At 39.1% G+C, this 21,613-nt stretch carries 14 protein-coding genes and 1 pseudogene; 10 read left to right on the top strand and 5 right to left on the bottom strand.

What is annotated here, in order from left to right:
• The first annotated feature begins 121 nt into the window (after positions 1-121).
• The 3 genes and pseudogenes from IGI52_RS21990 (at position 122) to IGI52_RS21980 (ending at position 3,374) form a co-directional block, all read left to right on the top strand.
• Positions 122-2,506 (top strand): phosphoketolase family protein, encoded by a 2,385-nt coding sequence (locus tag IGI52_RS21990; RefSeq protein WP_070504824.1) that lies wholly within the window; start codon positions 122-124, stop codon positions 2,504-2,506.
• Positions 2,507-2,668: 162 nt separating this feature from the next.
• A pseudogene (locus IGI52_RS21985) lies at positions 2,669-3,034 on the top strand (ABC transporter permease subunit); the annotation flags it as partial.
• Positions 3,035-3,047: 13 nt separating this feature from the next.
• Positions 3,048-3,374, top strand: coding sequence for a PTS sugar transporter subunit IIB (locus IGI52_RS21980; RefSeq protein ID WP_070504831.1), 327 nt, complete (start codon positions 3,048-3,050; stop codon positions 3,372-3,374).
• Positions 3,375-3,494: 120 nt separating this feature from the next.
• On the opposite strand, the gene IGI52_RS21975 is transcribed toward IGI52_RS21980, so the two are convergent.
• Genes IGI52_RS21975 through IGI52_RS21960 form a run of 4 tightly spaced genes read right to left on the bottom strand, consistent with a single transcriptional unit; the run spans position 3,495 to position 10,235 of the window.
• Positions 3,495-5,039 (bottom strand): glycoside hydrolase family 43 protein, encoded by a 1,545-nt coding sequence (locus tag IGI52_RS21975; RefSeq protein WP_070558470.1) that lies wholly within the window; start codon positions 5,037-5,039, stop codon positions 3,495-3,497.
• 16 nt (positions 5,040-5,055) lie between these two features.
• Entirely contained in the window at positions 5,056-5,712 is a 657-nt protein-coding gene (gene pgmB, locus IGI52_RS21970; protein WP_070504330.1) for a beta-phosphoglucomutase, read from the bottom strand.
• Positions 5,705-8,530, bottom strand: coding sequence for an alpha-L-rhamnosidase (locus IGI52_RS21965; protein ID WP_070504333.1), 2,826 nt, complete (start codon positions 8,528-8,530; stop codon positions 5,705-5,707). The genes pgmB and IGI52_RS21965 overlap by 8 nt, the downstream gene beginning before the upstream one ends.
• A 19-nt stretch (positions 8,531-8,549) precedes the next feature.
• The gene (locus IGI52_RS21960; RefSeq protein WP_070558472.1) at positions 8,550-10,235 is read right to left on the bottom strand and encodes a glycoside hydrolase family 3 protein; all 1,686 of its coding nucleotides are present in this window, start codon (positions 10,233-10,235) and stop codon (positions 8,550-8,552) included.
• A 277-nt stretch (positions 10,236-10,512) separates the two neighbouring features.
• On the opposite strand from IGI52_RS21960, the gene IGI52_RS21955 reads away from it, so the two are divergent.
• A complete protein-coding gene (locus IGI52_RS21955; RefSeq protein ID WP_016178123.1) occupies positions 10,513-11,529 on the top strand; it encodes an AraC family transcriptional regulator in 1,017 nt (338 codons plus the stop codon).
• A gap of 199 nt (positions 11,530-11,728) precedes the next feature.
• On the opposite strand, the gene IGI52_RS21950 is transcribed toward IGI52_RS21955, so the two are convergent.
• Positions 11,729-12,691, bottom strand: a complete 963-nt coding sequence (locus IGI52_RS21950; protein WP_016178125.1) for a helix-turn-helix domain-containing protein — start codon at positions 12,689-12,691, stop codon at positions 11,729-11,731.
• 116 nt (positions 12,692-12,807) lie between these two features.
• On the opposite strand from IGI52_RS21950, the gene IGI52_RS21945 reads away from it, so the two are divergent.
• From IGI52_RS21945 to IGI52_RS21920, 6 genes are all read left to right on the top strand, one after another.
• Positions 12,808-15,201 carry a sugar-binding domain-containing protein gene (locus IGI52_RS21945; protein WP_438782444.1) on the top strand — a complete coding sequence of 798 codons (2,394 nt, stop codon included), beginning with the start codon at positions 12,808-12,810 and terminating at the stop codon, positions 15,199-15,201.
• Between the two features lie 136 nt (positions 15,202-15,337).
• Positions 15,338-16,561 carry an MFS transporter gene (locus IGI52_RS21940; RefSeq protein WP_311855035.1) on the top strand — a complete coding sequence of 408 codons (1,224 nt, stop codon included), beginning with the start codon at positions 15,338-15,340 and terminating at the stop codon, positions 16,559-16,561.
• A gap of 215 nt (positions 16,562-16,776) precedes the next feature.
• Positions 16,777-19,086: a GH39 family glycosyl hydrolase gene (locus IGI52_RS21935; protein ID WP_438782443.1), complete on the top strand. Its 2,310-nt coding sequence runs from the start codon at positions 16,777-16,779 to the stop codon at positions 19,084-19,086.
• A 163-nt stretch (positions 19,087-19,249) separates the two neighbouring features.
• Positions 19,250-20,164 (top strand): sugar phosphate isomerase/epimerase family protein, encoded by a 915-nt coding sequence (locus IGI52_RS21930; protein ID WP_176674234.1) that lies wholly within the window; start codon positions 19,250-19,252, stop codon positions 20,162-20,164.
• Between the two features lie 18 nt (positions 20,165-20,182).
• Entirely contained in the window at positions 20,183-20,614 is a 432-nt protein-coding gene (locus IGI52_RS21925; protein WP_016178130.1) for a C-glycoside deglycosidase beta subunit domain-containing protein, read from the top strand.
• 1 nt (position 20,615) lies between these two features.
• Positions 20,616-21,602 (top strand): sugar phosphate isomerase/epimerase family protein, encoded by a 987-nt coding sequence (locus tag IGI52_RS21920; protein ID WP_016178131.1) that lies wholly within the window; start codon positions 20,616-20,618, stop codon positions 21,600-21,602.
• Positions 21,603-21,613 lie beyond the last annotated feature (11 nt).

Genomic DNA, 21,613 nt, shown 5'->3' with positions numbered 1-21,613 from the left:
TAAACCAATAAAAGTAAAAAATACTATTAATTTGAGCGTAAAGGTTTACTTTTAAGCTAATTAAAGGTATATTGTACTAAAATAATAAAAGTAAAAAAAACTATAAAGGGGTTCTCATTGTATGAACAGCAATTATGATTCAAAGGAATATATTGAAAAGGTAGATGCATGGTGGCGTGCAGCAAACTATATTTCCGTTGCGCAAATGTATTTGAAGGACAATCCTTTGTTAAGAAAGCCATTGAAAAAAGAAGATGTTAAGACGCATCCGATCGGCCACTGGGGAACGATTGCAGGTCAAAACTTTCTCTATGCTCATTTAAATCGGGTAATCAATAAATATGATTTAAATATGTTTTATATTGAAGGTCCCGGTCATGGTGGTCAAGTCATGGTGTCAAATTCCTATATCGATGGCAGCTACAGTGAAATTTATCCAGAAGTCACTGAAGATGAAGCTGGATTGAAAAAATTATTTAAGATGTTCTCATTCCCAGGCGGAATCGCCTCACATGCGGCACCAGAAACACCTGGCTCTATCCACGAAGGCGGAGAGCTTGGCTACTCACTCTCGCATGCGACAGGTGCAATCTTAGACAATCCAGATGTGATTGCCGCAACTGTTGTAGGTGATGGCGAAGCGGAAACCGGTCCTTTAGCTGGCGGTTGGTTCTCAAATGTGTTTATCAATCCAGTGAATGATGGTGCAGTATTACCGATTGTTTATTTAAATGGCGGAAAAATTTCAAATCCAACAATTCTTTCTCGCAAGAGCGATGAAGATTTGCAAAAATATTTCGAAGGTCTTGGCTGGAAGCCTTATTTTGTGGAAGGGACTGATCCTGAAAAAGTTCATCCAGTAATGGCCGAAACATTGGATAAAGTAATCACAGAAATCAAAACGATTCAATCAGAGGCTCGTAAAGGTAAAGCAGAAGATGCTGCGATGCCGCAATGGCCAGTCATCTTATTCCGTACACCAAAAGGCTGGACTGGTCCGCAAACTTGGGATGGCGAACAATTAGAAGGAACCTTCCGTGCGCATCAAGTGCCAATCCCAGTAAGTTCAGAAGATATGGAACATGCTGATAAATTAGTAGATTGGTTGAAATCGTATCGTCCAGAAGAATTATTTGATGAAAACGGAAAAATCGTCGATGAATTGAAAGAAATCTCACCAAAAGGCGATCGTCGGATGTCTACCAATCCAATCACCAATGGCGGAATTGATCCAAAACCAATGACTATGCCAAATTGGAAACAATATGCGATTGATACGACAACACCAGGTGCGGTAATGGCACAAGACATGATCGTCTTTGGTCAACAAGCTCGGGATATGATCACTGAAAATCCAACCAATTTCCGCATCTTTGGACCAGATGAAACGAAATCTAACCGTTTGAACAAAGTCTTTGATGTGACGAATCGTCAATGGATGGAACCAAAAAACAGTACCGACGAATGGCAATCATCGGTTGGTCGTGTGATTGATGGTCAATTATCAGAACATCAAGCAGAAGGATTTTTAGAAGGTTATGTATTAACTGGTCGGCATGGTTTCTTTGCCAGCTACGAATCATTCTTGCGTGTGGTTGACTCGATGTTAACGCAACATTTCAAATGGATGCGTAAAGCCAGCGCGCATGCTTGGCGCAAAGAATATCCAGCGTTAAATCTGATTGCAACTTCTACGGTCTTCCAGCAAGATCATAATGGATATACCCATCAAGACCCAGGTGTATTGACCCATTTAGCTGAGAAGAAACCAGAATTTATTCGTGAATATCTGCCTGCAGACGCAAATAGCCTAATGGCAGTTATGGATAAAGCGATGCAAGACAAACAAGTGATTAACTTGATCGTTTCAAGTAAACACCCACGTCCACAATTCTATTCTGCGAAGGAAGCAGAAGAATTGGTCGAAAAAGGCTTGAAGGTCATTGATTGGGCAAGTACTGATAATGGGGATGAACCAGATGTTGTGATTGCGGCAGCCGGAACAGAACCTAACTTGGAAGCTTTAGCGGCTGTATCGATTCTGAATGAACAGTTTTCTGATTTGAAGATTCGTTTTGTCAATGTCGTGGATATCTTGAAACTACGTCATCCTGATATTGATCCTCGTGGATTGACTGACGAAGAGTTCGATGAAATCTTTACTACGGATAAACCAATCGTCTTTGCTTTCCATGGATACGAAGGTATGGTTCGTGACATCTTCTTTGATCGTCACAATCATAATCTGCATATTCATGGTTATCGTGAAAATGGTGATATTACAACGCCATTTGATATGCGTGTCTTCAGTGAGTTGGACCGCTTCCATTTAGCTCAAGAAGCAGCGAATGCAGTTTATGCAGAAGATGCAAAAGACTTCTCAGTACAAATGGATGAAACATTGGCAAAACATCATGACTTTATTCGAACAGAAGGTCGTGATCTTCCGGAAGTAGAAAACTGGAAATGGCAAGAACTGAAGAGAAAAGGGTATCATTTTAGTTAAGACTGTGTGGCGCTAAGAAACTGAATCACCTAAATAAAGACCTGTAAACAGAGCCAATTATGGCATGTTTACAGGTCTTTTTATGAATTAGCTGAGAACACTCGCGACTTTAGTCGTGAGTGTTCTCGGCTACGGTCGTGGCATGGCTTTAGCTATGTTAAACGACCAACATATCAACTTTCAGGGATCAAAACCAAGAAAATTACTTTCTGGGTCTTTGTCAATATGGGCATGATGGCCGCTTTAGCGGGCTTAATCTTGGCCGCTCGTCTGAATGCGGCGACACCACAAGCTGGAACTTCTTTAGAATTAGATGCGATGGCTTCTGTATACTTCGGTGGCGCTTCTACTTCAGGTGGTATCGGAACCATTACTGGAGCGATCGTCGGTGGCTTGGTTATGGGGGTCTTGAACAATGGGATGTCGATTCTTGGTGTCGGTGTTGACTGGCAGCAGGCAATCAAAGGTCTGATCTTACTTTTGGCAGTCGTATTAGATATCTATAATAAGAAACGTAAAATCTCGTAAGGTGGTAGACAATATGACAGAAGAAAACGAAAAACGTATTTTGCTGATTTGTACAGCTGGTATCACCTCCGGCTTATTAGTAAAAAACATCCAAACAGCAGCAGACGAGCAGAACATTCCCATTCGCGTGTATTCTGCTCCAGCAATTATCGCAGAACAGGCCATCCAAAATCAACAAATCGATGGTCTGATGATCGGTCCCCAATCAGAATACGAAGTGAACCGTTTGAAGGATTTTTTGAACTACAAAGCGGTGAGCTACAAGATGATCAAGAAAGAAGATTACGAAACGTTAGATGGAGAGGCGGTGCTTAAGGAAATACTCGCGAGCTTTATGTAATTAATACATGGAAAATACCATTTGATAGACATGTTCAAGTAACAAATGGAATAGTTTCAATAATAATTAAGATTAAGGCACTGTCTGCATATGGACAGTGCCTTAAATGTATTATTTATCTTATTCAACATCAACCGCTTGACGTTGTATCTCTTTAACAACGAATGATGCATCACCCAAAGCATAGATGCCCTGCACATCTCCTGTATTTAGGGCAGCGATGGCTTCATTAGAAAAATGCAGCGAGCTAGTTTCAAAGCTTAGAACTTTTTTACCGTCAGTGACGATGAATGTCTTCGTTGCTGGTTGATTGATCAGTTCAAACTTCGTTGGCAATGACTCAAGGCTTCCCAAATCTTCCTCAACAGTTAAATCTTCTACTTTTTGAGAACGAGATACAATAAATTTTCCTTTTTCTTCTCGAACTAAAAGAGCAGCAAAATGGGTATCGTTGATCATGCTGGTGATACCGATCTTTCCATGATTGCAAGTAGTGGATTTTTCGACTGTAACAGTGAATGTTTCTGATTTTTCAGTTTGTCTGACTCCGAGAAATGAGGGGGTTGTGCCTTGTTCAATTGTTGTTGAGCAGCCTTTTAAAGTTAAGGTAGAGTTTTGCAAAAGAATATTTTCCTTAAGGCTATCCCGTAAGCTAAGCCACTCAGGATTTAAAGTGGGCTGATTAAATTCATCAACAAAAGGCACTATTTTTTGTTCATTTACAAGTACCTTTTGATGTTTCGGAAACTGCTTCATATCGACCACTTCACTAGGGATTCCCTGATTAACTTCCGGCCATTCTTTCTCCCAATTGACTGGATAGAGCAGGGTTTCTCGTCCCATATTGGTAATTTGCTTGAAATCAATTGTAGATGGGCGCGTTCCTAAACAGGTCAACCACCAATTTCCTTTTGTATCTTGGAAGAGATCGGCGTGACCAATATTTTGTAAAGGTTCATTTGCGCGATCACGATTTGTAAAAATTGGATTGGCGGTCGAGTGATCCTCAAAAGGTCCCCAAAGATTGTCCGACTTGAACATCGTAATCATATGTCCCACACCCGTTCCGCCTTCAGCAGCCAGTAGGTAATAAGTGTTATCTCGCTTAATTATGTGAGGACCTTCAACATCGCGACCACCTGTTCCGAGACTGATTACTTCTGGCCCGCGTAAAATGGCTCCAGTTGTAAGCTCAATTTCCGCTTGTTGAATGGCTTTGGTTCCCTTATCATCGATATAGCCTGTGAAGGTGACATAGGTACGTCCATTTTCATGGTAAAGATCCGGATCAATTCCCATAATGTCGATTTCTAACCGTTGTTGTTCCCAAAGAATTTCTCCATTCTCATTCAATTTGCCTTTGATAATAAAGTTTTTGAACTCCGCAAAATTAGTAGTGATCACATAGAAATGATCATTGAAAAAGCGAATACAAACCGCGAAGATTCCTTCATTAGATTTCGCCTTTGATAGGTCCGCTTGTTCCGTTGTTACGACGATTCCAGGAAGTTTTGTCCAGTTTAATAAATCTGTACTTTTACTTAAGGCGATCCCCGGGTAGTACTCAAAAGTACTGTTGACCATATAATAAGTATCTTTTACCAAAACGATGCTCGGATCAGGATACATACCGCGTAGAATTGGATTTTGATAAGATTCCACCATATAATTCACTCCTTTTCTATTGATGATAGGCTGTACGAACAGCAGCAAACGTTAGTTCAGCGGTAGTTGAAAGGTGAAGATCCGCTGTCTTCAGATCACTATTTGTTCCTATTGCTACAGAGAAAGCGCCACTTTCTTTAATGGCTTTAAGTCCAGCAATCGAATCTTCAATACCGATGCATTCTAAAGGCTGAAGATTCAATGACTGAGCCGCAGCGATGAAAATATCTGGTGCCGGTTTGCCATTTTCCACTTTACTTGGATCGACGATGGTGTCAAATGTCTCTGCCAATGTTAACTTTTCTAAAATAAGCGGTCCGTTTAAGCTAGAAGAGGCTAAAGCAAGCTTCACCTTCTGCTGTTTCAGTTCAGAGATGAATGTTGCAACCCCTGGCAAGATATTGTCAGGGGATAGCTGCTTAAGCGACTCCTTATACTGTTCATTTTTTTCAAACAAAAGCTGTTGAAACATATTCTCAGAGACAGAAACCTCTAAATAGTTTAAAATCACCTTCAAAGATTCCGCTCGACTCACGCCCTTTGTCTTTTCTTCCAAGTCACTGGGAAGTTTCGCAGCAAAGTAATTGTCTGTAAGTTTTTTCCAAGCTTCAAAATGCAGGGTAGAGGTGTCGGCGATGACCCCATCTAAATCAAATAATGCACCTTTAAACAAATGAGATTTCCTCCCGTTCACTTAGAATAGGCGTTGATGCTAGTGCGTCATTGATTTTTGCCAGATTCTCTGATGTGATTTGAATAAAAGGCAATAGTGTATTCAATTTGCTCAAGGACATAGTTCCTAAACCGCCCTTAATGGCTGCTGGATCTGCTCTGAAAAAATCTAACACAGGATCAATCGCATCAATTTTTTGAACTAACAGTTCATCTGCCATAATTTCGGCTGCAGGTGTTTCGCTATTATAGTGTTCTACGTAATTTTCGCTGGGAACATAGGCGATTTCATAGGTGCCGCAGGTAAGTGAGAAGCGACCGTTATTTTTTTCCTGATTGTTGACTGTTACCGGACCATTTTCTCCTCGTGGTAAATCGACATGTACGGTCGTTCCAAAAGGCACAGTCAAGTTGAGCTTAATGGTGTGCTCGCTGTCCGCTTCGATTTGATAACTTACAGCGAAAGTTCCGTATGGTGTATCGAAATGTCCATTAACTTGTTTTAAGCGATAATCAAATAGCGGCGAAAAGTTGATTTCCTGATAGCCAGGGTGAGCTGGTTTAATTCCTAGAAGATAGCTATAGGCCCATTCCATAATTGCACCAAAGCTATAATGATTTAATGAATTCATTCCTTCTGGGTTCATGGAACCATCAGGAAGAACAGAGTTCCAGCGTTCCCAGACAGTTGTTGCGCCAAGATTTACTGCATAGAGCCAGCTTGGAAAATCTTCTAAAAGGAAAATTTTCGTGGCTAGTTTATGATAGCCATAATTAGATAAAACCTGACAGATGAAGGGAGTACCGACAAATCCGGTTTTAAGATGGTCATTGTCCTTTTTCAAGCGGGTTACTAAATCCTTAGCGACTCGCGAACGTTGTGATTGAGGAACCAATTCAAAATATAGCGCGATTGCATAAGCCGTCTGAGTATCAATTGCTAAACGGCCATTTGCAGTAATATATTCCTTAACAATAGCCTCTTTGATCCGTTGAGCTTGTTCACGATAATAAGTTGCATCGTTAGCAAAATTCAAAATTTCAGCTGTTTTAGCAATGATGTCATTAGAATAATAGTAGTAGACAGAGGCAATAAAATCTTCTTCAGTTTTTCCAGTTGGTAACGCGGGATTTTCTCCATCAAGAGCGAGCCAATCGCCAAATTGAAAGGTTCCAGTCCATAAATCACTGCTCTTACTGTTTTTTTGAATCCATGCTACCCAATCCTTCATTGCTGTGTAGTTTTGACGTAAAATCGCTGAATCACCATAAATCTGATACATGTTCCATGGGATGATCGTTGCTGCATCGCCCCAAACCGCAGCACCGCCATCAGAATTCCCCATTGCAGGAGCATACATTGGAACCATACCATCATGCAATTGTTGCTCGATAGCGATGTCTTTTCCATATTTTTTAAAGAATGGAAAAACGTTCATATTTAAAGCAGCTGTTTTAGAAAAGACTTCAGCATCGCCTGTCCAGCCAAGTCGTTCGTCCCGCTGCGGGCAATCAGTCGGAATATCTAAGAAGTTACTTTTTTGTCCCCACAGAATATTTTGAAAAAGCCGATTAACCTTTGAATTAGTGGTTTTGATTTCGCCTGTGGTTGCCATTTCAGAATAAAGGACCGCCGCTTGATAATCTTCTTTTCTCAGTGCTTGAGTGTTTCCTTCGACTTTTACATAACGATAGCCGTAGAAAGTGAAATGGGGGCGAACCCATTTTTCTTCACCGTCAGAAATATAGACAAAAGAGGCTCTTGCTTCACGTAAATTTTCGCGATAAAAGTTACCCTCCTGTAGGATTTCTCCCATTTGAAAAACAAGTTTTGTGCCTTTGGGTTCGCGGTTGTAAAATTCCATCCAACCAGTCTGATTTTGACCAAAATCAAGGACCTGTTCACCTGCCGGAGTTTCAAGGATTTCTTGAATAGGCAATCGTTCCATAATTTTTATCGGCAGACTCAATCGGTCTTGAAGTAGTGCCTTATTCTGATCTAGTAAGATCACGGACTGCCAATCGGAAGGGGTTAATGTATCATTCAAGTCTTCTCCATAATAAATCTCTGATTTAGTTACTTTTCCGCTGGTTGTTACCCATGAGCTATCAGTGGAAATGATCTCTGTTTGACCATCTTCATACGTCACGTGGAATTCTCCAATGACACATTGCTGGTCGCCGTAAATGTTTTTCATTCCGCCATCGAAGCCTAAAGTTCCTTTATACCAGCCGTCACCAGTAGTGAAGAGCAGCTCATGATCCGCTGCTTTTTGGAAGGCTGCTGTGACATCGTAGGTTTGGACTTGGATCCATTGATCGTATGCCGTAACCCCTGGCGTTAAATACTCATCACCAACTTTTTCACCATTAATATATGCTTCATAAATCCCCAATCCAGTAGCGTATAAACGCGCTTTTGCTACTTGGGACTTCACGCTGATCTTTTTTTGAAAAAGTGTATTTTGAATAGCTTTATCTGGATGAGCAATCCAATCTGCTTGGAAAGGTTCATCCATTTTACCAGTTTCAAAAAAGCTTTCTTTGGTAAGAAGTTCATGATTGGTGTCTCGAATTGCAATTTCTACGTGGTAACGAGTACGTGGAATCAGTGTCAACGGAACATCAAAATAGTTAGTTTCAAATGGTTCCTGCTTGCTTTGGTAAACGGGGGCTTCATAATTATCTGTCCAGATGGTTAATTGCTTCGTTATTTCTGTGAATTGTTCTGCTTCCACTGTAAACTCAATTCGCAGATCATCTAACTGAAAGCCAATAGGTTCTGTCATATGATTGATCAAAATTTTTGAAATTCTCATTTTTTGTACACTCCTAATTTTATAGTTTAGCGGAAAAGTCACCGCAAAATGGATCGACCGGATTAACCCCTTCAAAGGCTTCTTTACCAGTCATTTTTCTAAGTACTGCGTCAATGCTTTCCTTATTCCCAGTATACGTATTGATGTAGGTAGATACTGCTGGGATATCAAATAAATGATAGGGATTTGCTGTTGAGATAAAGATCGTCGGAATAGCCTTCATAAACCAAGGAGCGTCCGCCGCCATTAAATGAATCCAATCGAGGCGAGTGGTGGTTTGATTGCTAGCTGTTTCGATATTTGCAATATAGAGTGCTAGATCAAATTTTTCCTTCATTTCAGCTATGCCTTCTTCAAAAATCTCATGAAAATCTAGCCGCTTTCGGTCAAACAGAGTCACCTGAAAGCCCAGTATCTCCAGCTGTTTTTGGAAAAGGTCGGAAACTTGGCCGCCCTCTTTAAAACCTCCGTCATCTGAGTCACCTAAAACAACCAATCGAATTCGTGGATAACGTTCGACTGTCAAAGGCAAAAGGTGATCCCGATCCTTGACTAAAGTAACGGCCTTTTTAGCTGCCGCGGCTGCTTTTTTTGCATGTTCAGCAGTATTTAAATTCAACGTTTCTGGCATCGTCGCTTCAAATAAACCATGTACCATTTTTGTCGCGAGAATTCGTAAAACAGCTTCATTGATTCGTGCCAGCTTCAATGTGCCATTTTCAACCGCTTTTTTGATAAACATATAATCCTCATCAATGTTTTTATTAAAAAGAATCATATCGATTCCGGCATTAATTGTTGCAGGTAACAGTTCTTCTCGCGGAAGAATCGAATTGTAACCAATCATTGGTGTAGCATCGGTAATCGTCAAGCCGTTAAATCCAAGTTCGTCACGTAATAGCCCATCAATTAGCCGTTTTGAAGCCGAGGCAGGTCTCAATTCTGAATCCTTTATATCCGGCGACAGCTGTTTCTCCCAAGCCGGTAGCATGATATGTCCGATCATGATACTGCTAATTCCCTGATCAATAAAGGTTTGGTAGATTTTTCCATAAGAGTTTATCCAATCATCAACCGATAAGGAATTGACCGTGCTTAACAGGTGCTGATCTCGTTCGTCGACGCCGTCACCCGGAAAGTGCTTGATAACAGGCAAGATGCTGTTCTTTTCCAACCCCTTAATTTGAGCCGATGCCATTTGGATCACACGCTTTGGATCGCTGCCGAAGGTTCGAGTGTTGGTGATCGGATTCCGAAAATTCAGATCGATATCAACAATTGGGGAAAAGGACATGTTGCAGCCTACTTGAGCGGCTTCATTTCCAGCGACATTTCCTAATTCGTAAGCTTGTTCAGGATCATCTGTCGCAGCTATTTGCAGCGGCATTCCGAACCAGGTTCCTTCTGTAATAATCCCATTTCCGCCAGATTCCAAATTCGCCGAAAAGAATAGAGGGATATCGCTGGCTGCCTGAGCAGTTGTTAATTGTCGTTTGATCTTTTCCGCTGAGGCGGGACGATACATCATACCGCCAGGGCGATAAGTTTTGATAAACTCTTTAATGTCTACTTGATCCTCGTCCTGTCCAATAACAAAAAAGAGCTGGCCAATTTTTTCATCCAAAGTCATAGTTTGGACTTTGCTTTGCAGCTGTTGAATTTGTTCATCTGCTAAGTAATAAGGTTTTTTTGATAAATCTAACATGCTTTTTGCGCCTCCAATGATTTAAAGATACTTGTTCATGCTTTCATTTTAGTCTGGAGAAATTGTATAAACCATTGCGAAAAAACAGCTTAAGTGTGTCCATTTCATTGCGCCTTTCATTTATCTAAAATTGAGTCTTGCTTGAATGATTTATTCATGAGATAGTTTAGGCGAAGTAATGAAAGAATATCATTCAAAAAAACAACTTAAAGATTAAAATCCTATAATTACTCGACTTATTACACAGATAGTAGCTTTTTTGAGGGGAGCTGAAGGAATGGAAGAAGAAGTTTTAACCATATTACAGGAGAAAAATCATCCTCGTAATTGGAATGAGTTGGGTTCAGAAATGAGACCAAAACAAACAGGTGTGTTGAAAAACGAGCCTATTTATGAATTTTTTCATACGTTGGACGACTCATTAGAGGTAAATCCGCAATCAATCGCCATTTCGGTACAGCCAGTGAGCTCCTTCATTCCATTTCATGTCCATAATTATGTGGAGATAATCGTACCTCTGGTAGGTGAATGTACCGTTATTACGAAAAACGATGAGTTAAAGCTGAAGCAAAATGACTTGATCATCATTGGCAACCATACGATTCACCGTGTAGAACCAATTGAAACCGATGCTATCGTAGTCAATCTGACCCTAAAGGACACAGCTTTCAATTTAAACGATTATCATTTTATGTATGAGGATCGAGCAACCAAAAAAGTCTCCTCCTTGCTTTTTTCACTGCTCTCAAATGAAACGCAGGGGGAGAATATCTATCGCTTGTTTCGGACGCATCAAGATACAAAGATTCATTTTCTGTTAGAGGACATTATCCAGGAATACTATTATCCAGACACCCAATCGAATCAGATCATCCGATTAGAATTATTAACACTCTTCGGTCGGTTGATTCGTTCAGCTGCTAATGAACAAACAGTGATTGCTGGAGAAGATGATGGCTCAGTTAATTTATTATCGTTACTTTTATATATTGAAAAGAATTATGCGCACATTACGTTAGAGGAAATGGCTCAGCACTTTGGCTTCAATCCGAATTATTTATCTTCTTATTTGAAAAAACACACCGGATTAACCTTTATCAAATTGGTTCATCTGCAACGGGTGAATGTTGCAGCAGAGTACTTAACGTATACCAATGCGCCGATTGAACAGATTGCCCTAAAGGTAGGGTATGAAAATCCCTCCTATTTTTATAAAATGTTTCGAAAACATTTAAAGATTTTACCAACTGAATATCGTGAAAAGCATTCTTTCAATGCTAAAAAAACCGATTGAGTCTCAATCGGTTTTTTTTAACTATGAAGAAAGTATAAAATTTTCACATGAATAAATCGTTTTACAACAGGCATATCCATGTCCGGCTTCACGAACTAGCTTTTTCGGCAATAAGCAAAAATATTTCGAAATTTGAGAAGCAATTTAGAAATATTTTGGTCTTATTGCTCAAAAGCTGAGCGAGTTCGCGAAGCCTTTCTTAGAGCTTAAATTTTTGTCGATACTGATTGGGTGAACATCCAGTTTGCTTTTTAAAGAAATGATAGAAATATGCCTCACTAGAAAAGCCTAGTCGTTCTGCAATAAGCTGAATGGTCAAATCAGTCGTATTTAATAGCTGTTGAGCTTTCTGAGTTCGAATCATTTGAGCATAATTGGCCAGAGTCATTTTTGTTTGCCGTTTTAAGAGTCGATTCAGGTATTCAGGATTGTAGTGCAGTGTGGCTTCGATTTCTTTTCGAGAAATATTACCAAAGCGGCTTTCAATCAGATGAATCACGCGATTAACAAGATAATCTTCTTTGGATAAATCCAGATCAATCCGCTGAAGTGAAAATTGGTTGGTGTTTTCCAATGCATCCAACAGTCGTAAAATCAATCCTCGTTGAAAATAAGCACGACCGATTTTGGAGGTAGCTACCTCCAGCTGCAAAGAATCAATAATGACATGAAAGCCTTCGCTTTGATAAGGCAAGCAGGGAGTAAACTCAATATAGCTGCGTTTCCACTGCGCATCAGATTGAAGATTTTGCTGTAAAAATTGAAAGATCGGACCTTCGCCAGAATCAATAGACAGTAATTCCTGAAGCAGCGCAGGCGATAAATTTAGAAAGACGACATTGCAGCCATCTGAAAGAATCTCCCGATGCAGAATCTGTGTATTCAATAGACAGCCTTCTCCTGCTTGAAAAGTGTATTCCTTCTCCTCAATATAATTTGTTAGTTCTCCCTTTAAAACATACATTAATTCAAAGTTTTGATTTTTATGCAACGCTTGATATTCTTCATTTTCAAAGGCGATGATTTTACCATCCTGCACTTTGGTATAAAGAATTTTTTCACCGATTTTTTGTTTATAGAAGATGGCGATTGGTGAATGGGTTCTGATTTGCGGAATGTCGGCATCGCCAGAATGGAGCTCAGAAAAAGGATCTTTTGCCATAAAGTACCTCCGAAAGGTCGGGAAATTGTAGTAAACGGTTTCTTGAAGTCGGTATTTTTCATTATATCACAGAGACAAACGAACTAGAATAATGGATATCAGAGGAGGAAAGGCAGATGCGAGAAAAGAAAAAAATAAATCAGCAATGGCTGTTTCATTATGGAGAAATCGGTATGCCTAAAAAAACAGCTAAAAAAGCCCACGCTTTAGGTGGATTGACCGCACCGCTAATAGAAGAGGCTGGAGAATCTGTAACATACGGTGCAGGAGGTGAGCATTTTTTAAAACTGATTGCTAGAGGAGATGAGATTCAAGGATTAAAAAATTTAGCCGGAACCGATTTTGATTCTGGATTGGATCAAGAATGGCAAACTATTACGATTCCCCACGACTGGAAAATCAGCCAACCCTATAAACAAGCTCCAGAATTACTTATGTCTGGATCAAAGGAAGATGGAGTTGGTTATTATCGGAAAACATTTTCTTTAAACGATGAGCTGATGAATCAAAAGCGCGTTATTCTACATTTCGATGGAGTGATGCGTTCAGCAGATGTTTGGCTAAATGGTGCCTATCTAGGTCAGAACACTAGTGGATACACAAGTTTTTCTTATGATATCTCTGAGATGGCTAGATATGGCAATGAAGGAACTAATGTATTGCTGGTAAGAGTGGATACAACGACAGGAGCAGAAGGCTGGTGGTATGAAGGCGCTGGAATTTATCGTGACGTTTGGTTAGAGTTTGTACCATTGATTGCTTTTGATAGAGAAAATGCTTACGTCTATACACAGGAGCTTCAAGAAACACAAGCAGTTATGGGAGCTGAGGTTTGTATCGAGAATTACTCACAGGAGATAGTCGAGGTCTCGCCAGTAATCAGAATCAGTGAACAGCTGATCACGTTAGAAAAACAAACGTTACAGCCTTTTGAAAAGCGTGTTCTTAAAGAAACATTTATTTTTCCTGCTCCAATACCCTGGTCACCTGAAAATCCTCATTTGTATGAAGCAGTTTTTCAAATGGAAACGGATGAGTGCCGTAAAAGTTTTGGCATTCGAACGTTCGCTTATGATTCACAAGGTTTTTATTTAAATGGGAATTTGTATGAACTGCGAGGTGTTTGCGAGCATCAAGATTTTGCTGGAGTAGGTGTAGCACTGAATCAGGATATCGTTGATTATAAAATTAAAACGATGAAGGAAATGGGTGTCAATGCCTGGCGCAGTGCTCATCATTATGCTTCTGAGGAACTTATGGAGGCTTGCGATCGTTTTGGCATTCTTTTAATGAATGAGAATCGGTTGTTAGAGAGCACACCTTGGCGAATTGCTGATTTGGAAAAAATGGTTCGAAAAAGCAGGATGCATGCTTCGATTGCGTTTTGGTCAGTAGCGAATGAGGAGGTCATCGGGAATACCAATCTCGGGAGCCGCATCGCTTATAAATTAGTTCGGTGTATCAAACAAAATAACTATGAATGTCTAGTTGTTTCAGCAGAACTACTAAATCCTGATGGTATAGTTAATGAAAGCTATCTAGCAAATTATGACGTGCTTGGAGTAAACTATCCAGAAGCGGATGCAATGGGACCTGGTGCGATTAAAATCAAAGAGCAGTATCCAGAGCTTGCGATCATGAGTACGGAAAGTGCCTCTTATTTTTCAACACGAGGAATTTACAAAGATAATGAAGAAAATTGTCAGTGCTCCAATTTTGGTTCGTTATTTTCAATGATTTTACCTGGAAAGCGTCAACCTGGTGATCCCGGAGCAGGAGGTACCGCAACACCTGAAAAAGTTTTAAATTATTTGACTAAGCACCAGTATATGGGGGGAGTTTTTCTTTGGACAGCGTTTGATTACTATGGCGAACCTTCTCCTTTTGGTTGGCCAGCTATTTCTTCTCAATTCGGTATCGCTGATTTGTGCGGCTTTCCTAAGGATTATTATTACTATTATCAAGCGAATTGGAAAAAAGAACCTGTACTTCATATCCTGCCTCATTGGAATGAAGAAGGCCTCGAAATCAATACGGATGGGATGATTGCTGTTCGTGTCTTCAGTAATGCCGATGAAGTTGAGATTTTTGTCAATGGAATAAGTTTTGGTAAGAAAATTATTATTGGTTGTATCGCTAATTGGGAAATTCCGTATCAAGCTGGGGAATTAAAGGCTGTAGCCTATGATGGAAACCAACTCATTACTGAAGCCAAGCATCAAACCAGTTCAACGATTCACGCGATTCGAAGTAAAAGAATTTTTGAAGGAAAAGAATACAGTCTTTTTGCCCTAGAAGCAGTCGATGATCATCAACGATTTGTTCCTACGGCAAATAATCAGGTAACAATTTCTGTCGAAAATGGAGAAATCGTTGGATTAGCAAATGGAAATCCAACGAATCAAGCTGCGTACAGTCTAGATCATGTTCGATTGTTCCAAGGAAAAGCATTGGCTATCGTTCGAACAAGTGAAGCAAGTGTTCAAATCAAAGTGATCATTCAAAAATAAAGTCAAGGCAGAAAAAGTATCTATGAAAAGACCACAAAGCGCATGAATTTTGCATATGGCTGTAGTACTTTTTCTAGCCTATACTTTAACTATCATTTGAAAGCGGAAACAAAAAATATAAAGGAGCGCAATTATTATGAATAAGAAAAAATTATCTCTAGCCTTAGGTATTTTAAGTATGAATCTTTTGTTGATGTCAGGCTCGGTTGTGGGTGCAGCAATTGCCGCAATTTCAAAATCATTCCCTCAAGAACCTATTTCTAAGGTACAAATGCTTAGTTCCATTCCTCAGCTTGGTCAGCTGATAGCCACGTTACTTTTTACTTGGTTAACCTATAAAATGACCAGAAAAAATATTGGGGTCGTTTCAGTAGCTATCGTAGCAATCAGCGGTTTACTGCCAGTTTTTTATAACAGCAGTCTGAATATTATTTTAGCATGTATGATCGCTCTAGGTTTTGGGTTAGGATTAATCAGTAATGTTGGACCAGTTTTACTGCAAGAACATTTTGATGGTGAAGAGCGTGCGGCGGTCATGGGTTGGGCGGTAGGCTTTAACAATTTAGGAATGATGGGCTTTACTGCGATCGGCGGTGTGTTAGGCAGTACGAATTGGCAAAATCTATTCTGGGTTTATGGGGCAGCGATTCTTATTTTAGTCGTTGTGTTAGTTTTAGTGCCCAAAGATTTAAAATTATCTGAAGAGGAAGTCTCTAACCAACGTTCAATCAGTTTTGGTAAAACGGTAAAAAGCTTGAATGGCTATGTTTATGTGATGCTGATCGTGACTTTTGTGACTTCGCTTTGCTTAATGATCTTTATGGCAAATCAATCAATTCTGCTAGCTTCAAAAGGGAACGGTACAGCGTATACGGCAATGGTCACAGCATTAGGAAATGTCGGAGGAATTTGTACCGCTTTTGGATTGAAATATATCCGCAAAATTACTAAAACAGATACGATGGCCTGGGGCTTTGTGGCTTTCGCTTTATCTTATATTTGTATCGTCTTTTTCAATAATCCTGCGTTGCATATTGCTGGAAATATGTTCTCAGGAATGGGGATTGTTATGGTCAATGCGACGATTCCATTTGAATTATCCATTTTAGCTAATCATCAACAATTTCCGGTCGCTATTGCGATGAATACACTGATTTCTTCTTTAGCCGGTTTCGCAGCACCGATGCTGCTTGCGGCAACCAAGATTTCAGCAGGGGCAAACTCTTATCTGGCTGGGATTGCCATCAGCGGCTTGATGGCTATCGTATTATTGATTACTCGCTTAGGAAACCGCATCGAAAAAAAGTCCGGTGAGGCAACAGTAAGCAATGTACAAAATGAAGGGGTGCAAGAAGCTTAAAAATATTTGTTCTCAAAATAAGTATAAGAATAAACAGACTTTATTCGTAAGAAGAGGTCTGTTTTTTTAGTGTCTAAAATACTGATCAAAATCCAAGAAAGAGCGCAAAACAGATTTTTTAAAAAATATAGGCTCTCTTTTTGTGGTACCATCAAAAGAAAGGGCTATCAATAAAGCTATTGTTCTTAAAAACGACTATAAGGAGGGATGTTGTTATGGGAAAAATAATCAATTATCTGGATACGCAAAGTGATATTCAGTTGGTGACTACTTTGCACTTTTTTAATAATGATTTGAGAACAATTGAACTGTTTTTCTTGCTTAAAGGAAAGGCAGAGGTTCGAATAGATGACCAATCATACATAATGAAAAGAGACGATATTCTTGTTGTTAATAAGCATGAATGCTGTTTTATCGAAACAACAGGAAATGAAGACTTGCTTTTTCATTTTTCAATTTCTGATTTTTTACTATCTCAGGCACTCGAGGCTGAATATGTTGGATTTAATTGCAATTCAGTTGCGAATCCGAATATGAATTATAGTCCACTTCGGCAAATTATTATTGAGATTATTGATTTATTTTTATTTGAAAATGCTAAAACGAACTTTTTACAGATAAGCAAAGTCTATCAACTATTAAACGAACTGAGCAGTTTTTATCTTGAGCAGAGTGCACAAATGAGGAATCAGGATGAACGAATCCGAGACATTACAAGAGAAATAAAAGAACGCTATTATGAAAATATCACATTGTCAGAAATGGCGGATTTGGTTCATATGGATACGGCTTATTTTTCCAAATTTTTTAAAAAGAATTTAGGGATGAATTTTAAAGACTATTTAAGTGAGATAAGAATGAACCACGCAATCCGTGATCTGTTGACTTCAGACAAAACGATTACAAGAATCGCGGTGGATAATGGTTTCTTTAATACGAATAGTTTCAATAAAAAATTCAAAGAGAATTATGCTATGACACCATCAGTGTATCGAAAACAAAATAGTATGGAGAAAACTGAAAGGAATAGCCAGTCGACTTCTCACGTGAAAGCTACCTTTACGAAATATAAGGAGAATCAATCGGAACAAGAGGTATCAAAAAGGACTTCTCTTCAAATAGATGTAAGTAAAAAAGAAGTGATCCCAATCAAGGAAACTTGGAATGCAATATTAAATGTCGGAGAAGCTGAGATTGTTTTGAACAATAATCTCAGGCAGCATCTTACCTATTTGCAAGAAAACCTTGATTTTAAGTATGGCAGGATTTGGGGAGTCTTTACGAAAGGAATTCTCGAGGACTCTTTGATGGAATACGAAGCAATAGATGAAATTCTTGATTTTCTGTTGGAGATAGGTGTGCTTCCATGGATTAGTGTGAATAAGCTGATTGGTAAATTTAAGGAAAGTCATTATTCCATAGAGGATTGGGAAAAAATTATTGAAGGCTTTTGTCGCCATATTTTAAATCGGTACGGAAAACAAAATGTGGAGCAGTGGAAGATCGAGCTTGTCGCAAATGATCTAAAAGATTCTGAGCTGGTTACTAGATACATCACTTTTTACAAATCTACTTATGCGATCTTGAAGCGAATGATTCCCAATATTTCAGTTGGTGGTGGGAACTTTGTGGTTACAAATGAAATGGATATGGCATCCTTTTTTCACAACGAACTTGCTGAATGTAAGTTTGATTTCTATTCCTTTGTTCTGTTTCCTTATTCTGATCGATTAGTTCGAGAAAAGCGAAATTTTCAACGTGTGACTGACGCGCATTTTTTAATAAATCAATTAAAAAATATAAAAAAAATCGGTATTTCAAAGCCTTTGTACATTTCTGAGTGGAGTAATACAGTTTCGCGAAGCAATCTCCTAAATGACACGTTGTACAAAGGAGCGTTTATTATAAAAAGTTTGAAGGATCTTTTTGACCAAGTAGATGGATTAGGATATTGGTTAGGAACGGATCTTTCGCAAAAAGGCCCGAAGCATCACGCATTTTTGAGTGGGGGAAATGGGTTGATCAACAAAAATGGTTTGTCGAAGCCGGCCATGCACGCGATGAAATTTTTTAATCAATTAAAAGGATTGGACATGCTTTATAAAGATGAGCGGCACCTCGTTGCTTTTTCGACGAATGATGAATTTTTCATTTTGGGTCATCAGTATGTTCATCCGAATAGTCTTTATTTTTTAAAAGATGAAGCACATTTAAAATTAGTAGAGGTGGATAATTTTTTTGAAGAGCATGACTCTGAAGAACAACTGATTCTTTCTGGAATTTCTAACGGTGATTACGAGTTGAGAGTATTTTCTTGTTTGGAGGGCTATGGCGATCTCTTTAACGAGTGGAAAAAGTTCTTTTTCACAAAGCATCTTCGTGATTCAGATTTAGTTTATTTAAATAAACGGAATACACCGCTCCAAAATTTGGAGGAAATCCATGTCTCCAATCATCAGCTTAAGATCAAGAAGAAGCTGACAACAAACGAATTCTATGTGATAAACATTAAAAAAAGGCAGTAATAATTCTATAGGAAGACAAAAATGAACTTATCATTTTTGTCTTTTTTTGTTTGGTAATTTCTAAACAGCAAAAAGAGACAGAGAAGTTCACAAATATTTGAAGTTTTATTTTCAGAAAGCGCTTTATACTGCAAGTGTAGATAAAAGAAACAGAGGTGGAATCATGAAACTAGGAATTGTTAGTGCAATTTTGGATCAAAGTGACTTTAAAGAAATGATCGATATTGTCGCAGATAACGGATTAGATTGCGTAGAAGTGGCATGTTGGCCAAAAGAAAAAGCGGCTCGAAGGTATGCGGGAGTTTCCCACATTGATGTAAACAATCTAAACCAAGAAAGTGCGCAAGAAATTCTTTCCTATGCAGCGAGCAAGCAAATTGAGATTTCCGCATTGGCTTATTATCCGAATCCATTAGATGAGGATTTGGAAAAAAGAGAAAAAGCTATTACACATTTGTATCGGCTGATTGATGCTGCCAAATTATTGAAGGTGAATCTAGTAACCACTTTTATTGGACGGATGCAGACAAAATCTCTTTCAGAAAATCTCGAGGAGATGGAAATTGTCTGGAAACCGATTTTAGCCTATGCGGAAGAAGCTGGTGTAAGGATTGGGATTGAAAATTGTCCCATGCTATTTACCGATGATGAATGGCCCGGCGGTCAAAATCTAATGACTACTCCTGCTGTTTGGCGAGAAGTTTTCAAACGCTTAGACAGTAAAGCGCTAGGGTTGAATTATGATCCTTCTCATTTTGTCTGGCAGCAGATTGATTACATCAGTCCACTTTACGAATTTAAAGACAAAATTTTTCATGTTCATTATAAGGACATCAAGTTGTATCCAGAAAAGCTGAAGGACGTAGGAGTAATGGCTACACCTTTGCAATATATGTCGCCTAAACTTCCAGGTCTAGGAGATGTTGATTGGAGTAAATACGTTTCTGCTTTGACCGACATTGGGTTTGGGGGATATAGCTGCATCGAAGTAGAAGATAAATCTTTTGAAGAAACATACGAAGACGTAAAAAAATCAGTGAGTTTAAGTACCAGATATTTGAGAAATTACGTTATTTAGGTGAAGGAGAAAAAGAAAATGTTTGCAATGCGAATGAAGCTCAACGACCAAATAATTAAAAAAGATTCTATTAAAGAGATCTACATCAATGGGAAAAAGAACGGTTTTAGCTTTGAGGTTCAACTGGCTTATTATCGTGGCCATTATTTGTCTGATATTGACTTGCTTGAAGTCTATGTAGATGGCGAGAAAATTTCTGATGAATCAGTGACCTTTGAGTTACATGGAAAAGAGCTGCCGATTTACAAATTGAAACATGCGATCACAGAATTTTGGAGTCAAGTTGATTTAGCAAAAGTCCATGTGTTGAAGCCAGGTGGTTTAATCGGAGAGCATGAGGTTGAGTTGAAATTATTGCTTCGCATTCCTTACATGCAGATCGGACCGGAACATGACTTTATGCCGTTGGATTCAGGTGAGAAAGTTACAATCAGCTTTGGAGGAGAGTAAGATGGGCAACTTAAAATTAGGCGCAACATTATTTTGTTACGGAACGGAATATGCACGGTATCAGTATGATTTTGAGGAGTGTGTGAAGCAGGCATACTTAGCTGGAGCTGAAGGATATGAGATTGTCGGTACTCAAATGATTCCGTCATATCCTAACGTCAGTGATGATTTTCTAGGATTGATTCAGCGATTAAAAGCCAAATATGGGATTGGACCTGTTGGGTATGGGGCTAACAACGACAAAGGGATGATGCATGATCGAAATCTATCCGACAATGAGATGCTGGCAGACGCCGTCATTGATTTAAAAGCAGCTCATAAATTGGGCTGTAAGGTTATGCGTGTTCAATATATGCTATCACCGGCTGCATTTGAAAAACTCGCATTCTATGCAGAACTTTTCGATATCAAAGTTGGCATTGAGATCCATAATCCAGAGTCACCCGCGTCACCGTTGATGCAAGATTATCTGGAAGTAATTAAAAAGACTGGTTCAAAACATCTTGGATTTATTCCCGATTTTGGCTGTTTCGCAATTGCTCCGAATAAACCCCATTGGATGAAAGCTTTAAAGGCAGGAGTAGAGGAAAGTCATTTAGAATTGGCGGCGAATTTGCGCAGACAAGGAGTTCCATTGGAAAAAGCACGTGAAGAATTATTGAGCTTAGGTGCTCATCCAGCGATCAATGCTACTTTGCAAGGAATGTATGGCTTTGTTCAATTTAAATCAAAAGATGAGTTGCCGAAAATGTTGGAAGAATTGAAAACGATTCTGCCTTATTGCTTCGAATTTCATGGGAAGTTCCATTATTTAGATGAGGATCTAGTGGAGCCTAGTATTCCATATGCGGAAATATTATCAATTATTAAAAATTCAGATTTCGATGGTTACTTAATTAGTGAATATGAAGATGAATTGTATTGCGGCGGTACAGAATTTACTCGAAGACAGCTCCAAATGACTAAGCAGCTACTAGGGAAAGAATAGAAGGGAAAACA

This window comes from Enterococcus sp. DIV0187, assembly GCF_051713785.1.
Taxonomy (GTDB): domain Bacteria; phylum Bacillota; class Bacilli; order Lactobacillales; family Enterococcaceae; genus Enterococcus_A; species Enterococcus_A avium.
The sequence above is the reverse complement of the archived record's forward strand: the minus strand, read 5'-3'. Positions and strand labels throughout refer to the sequence as shown.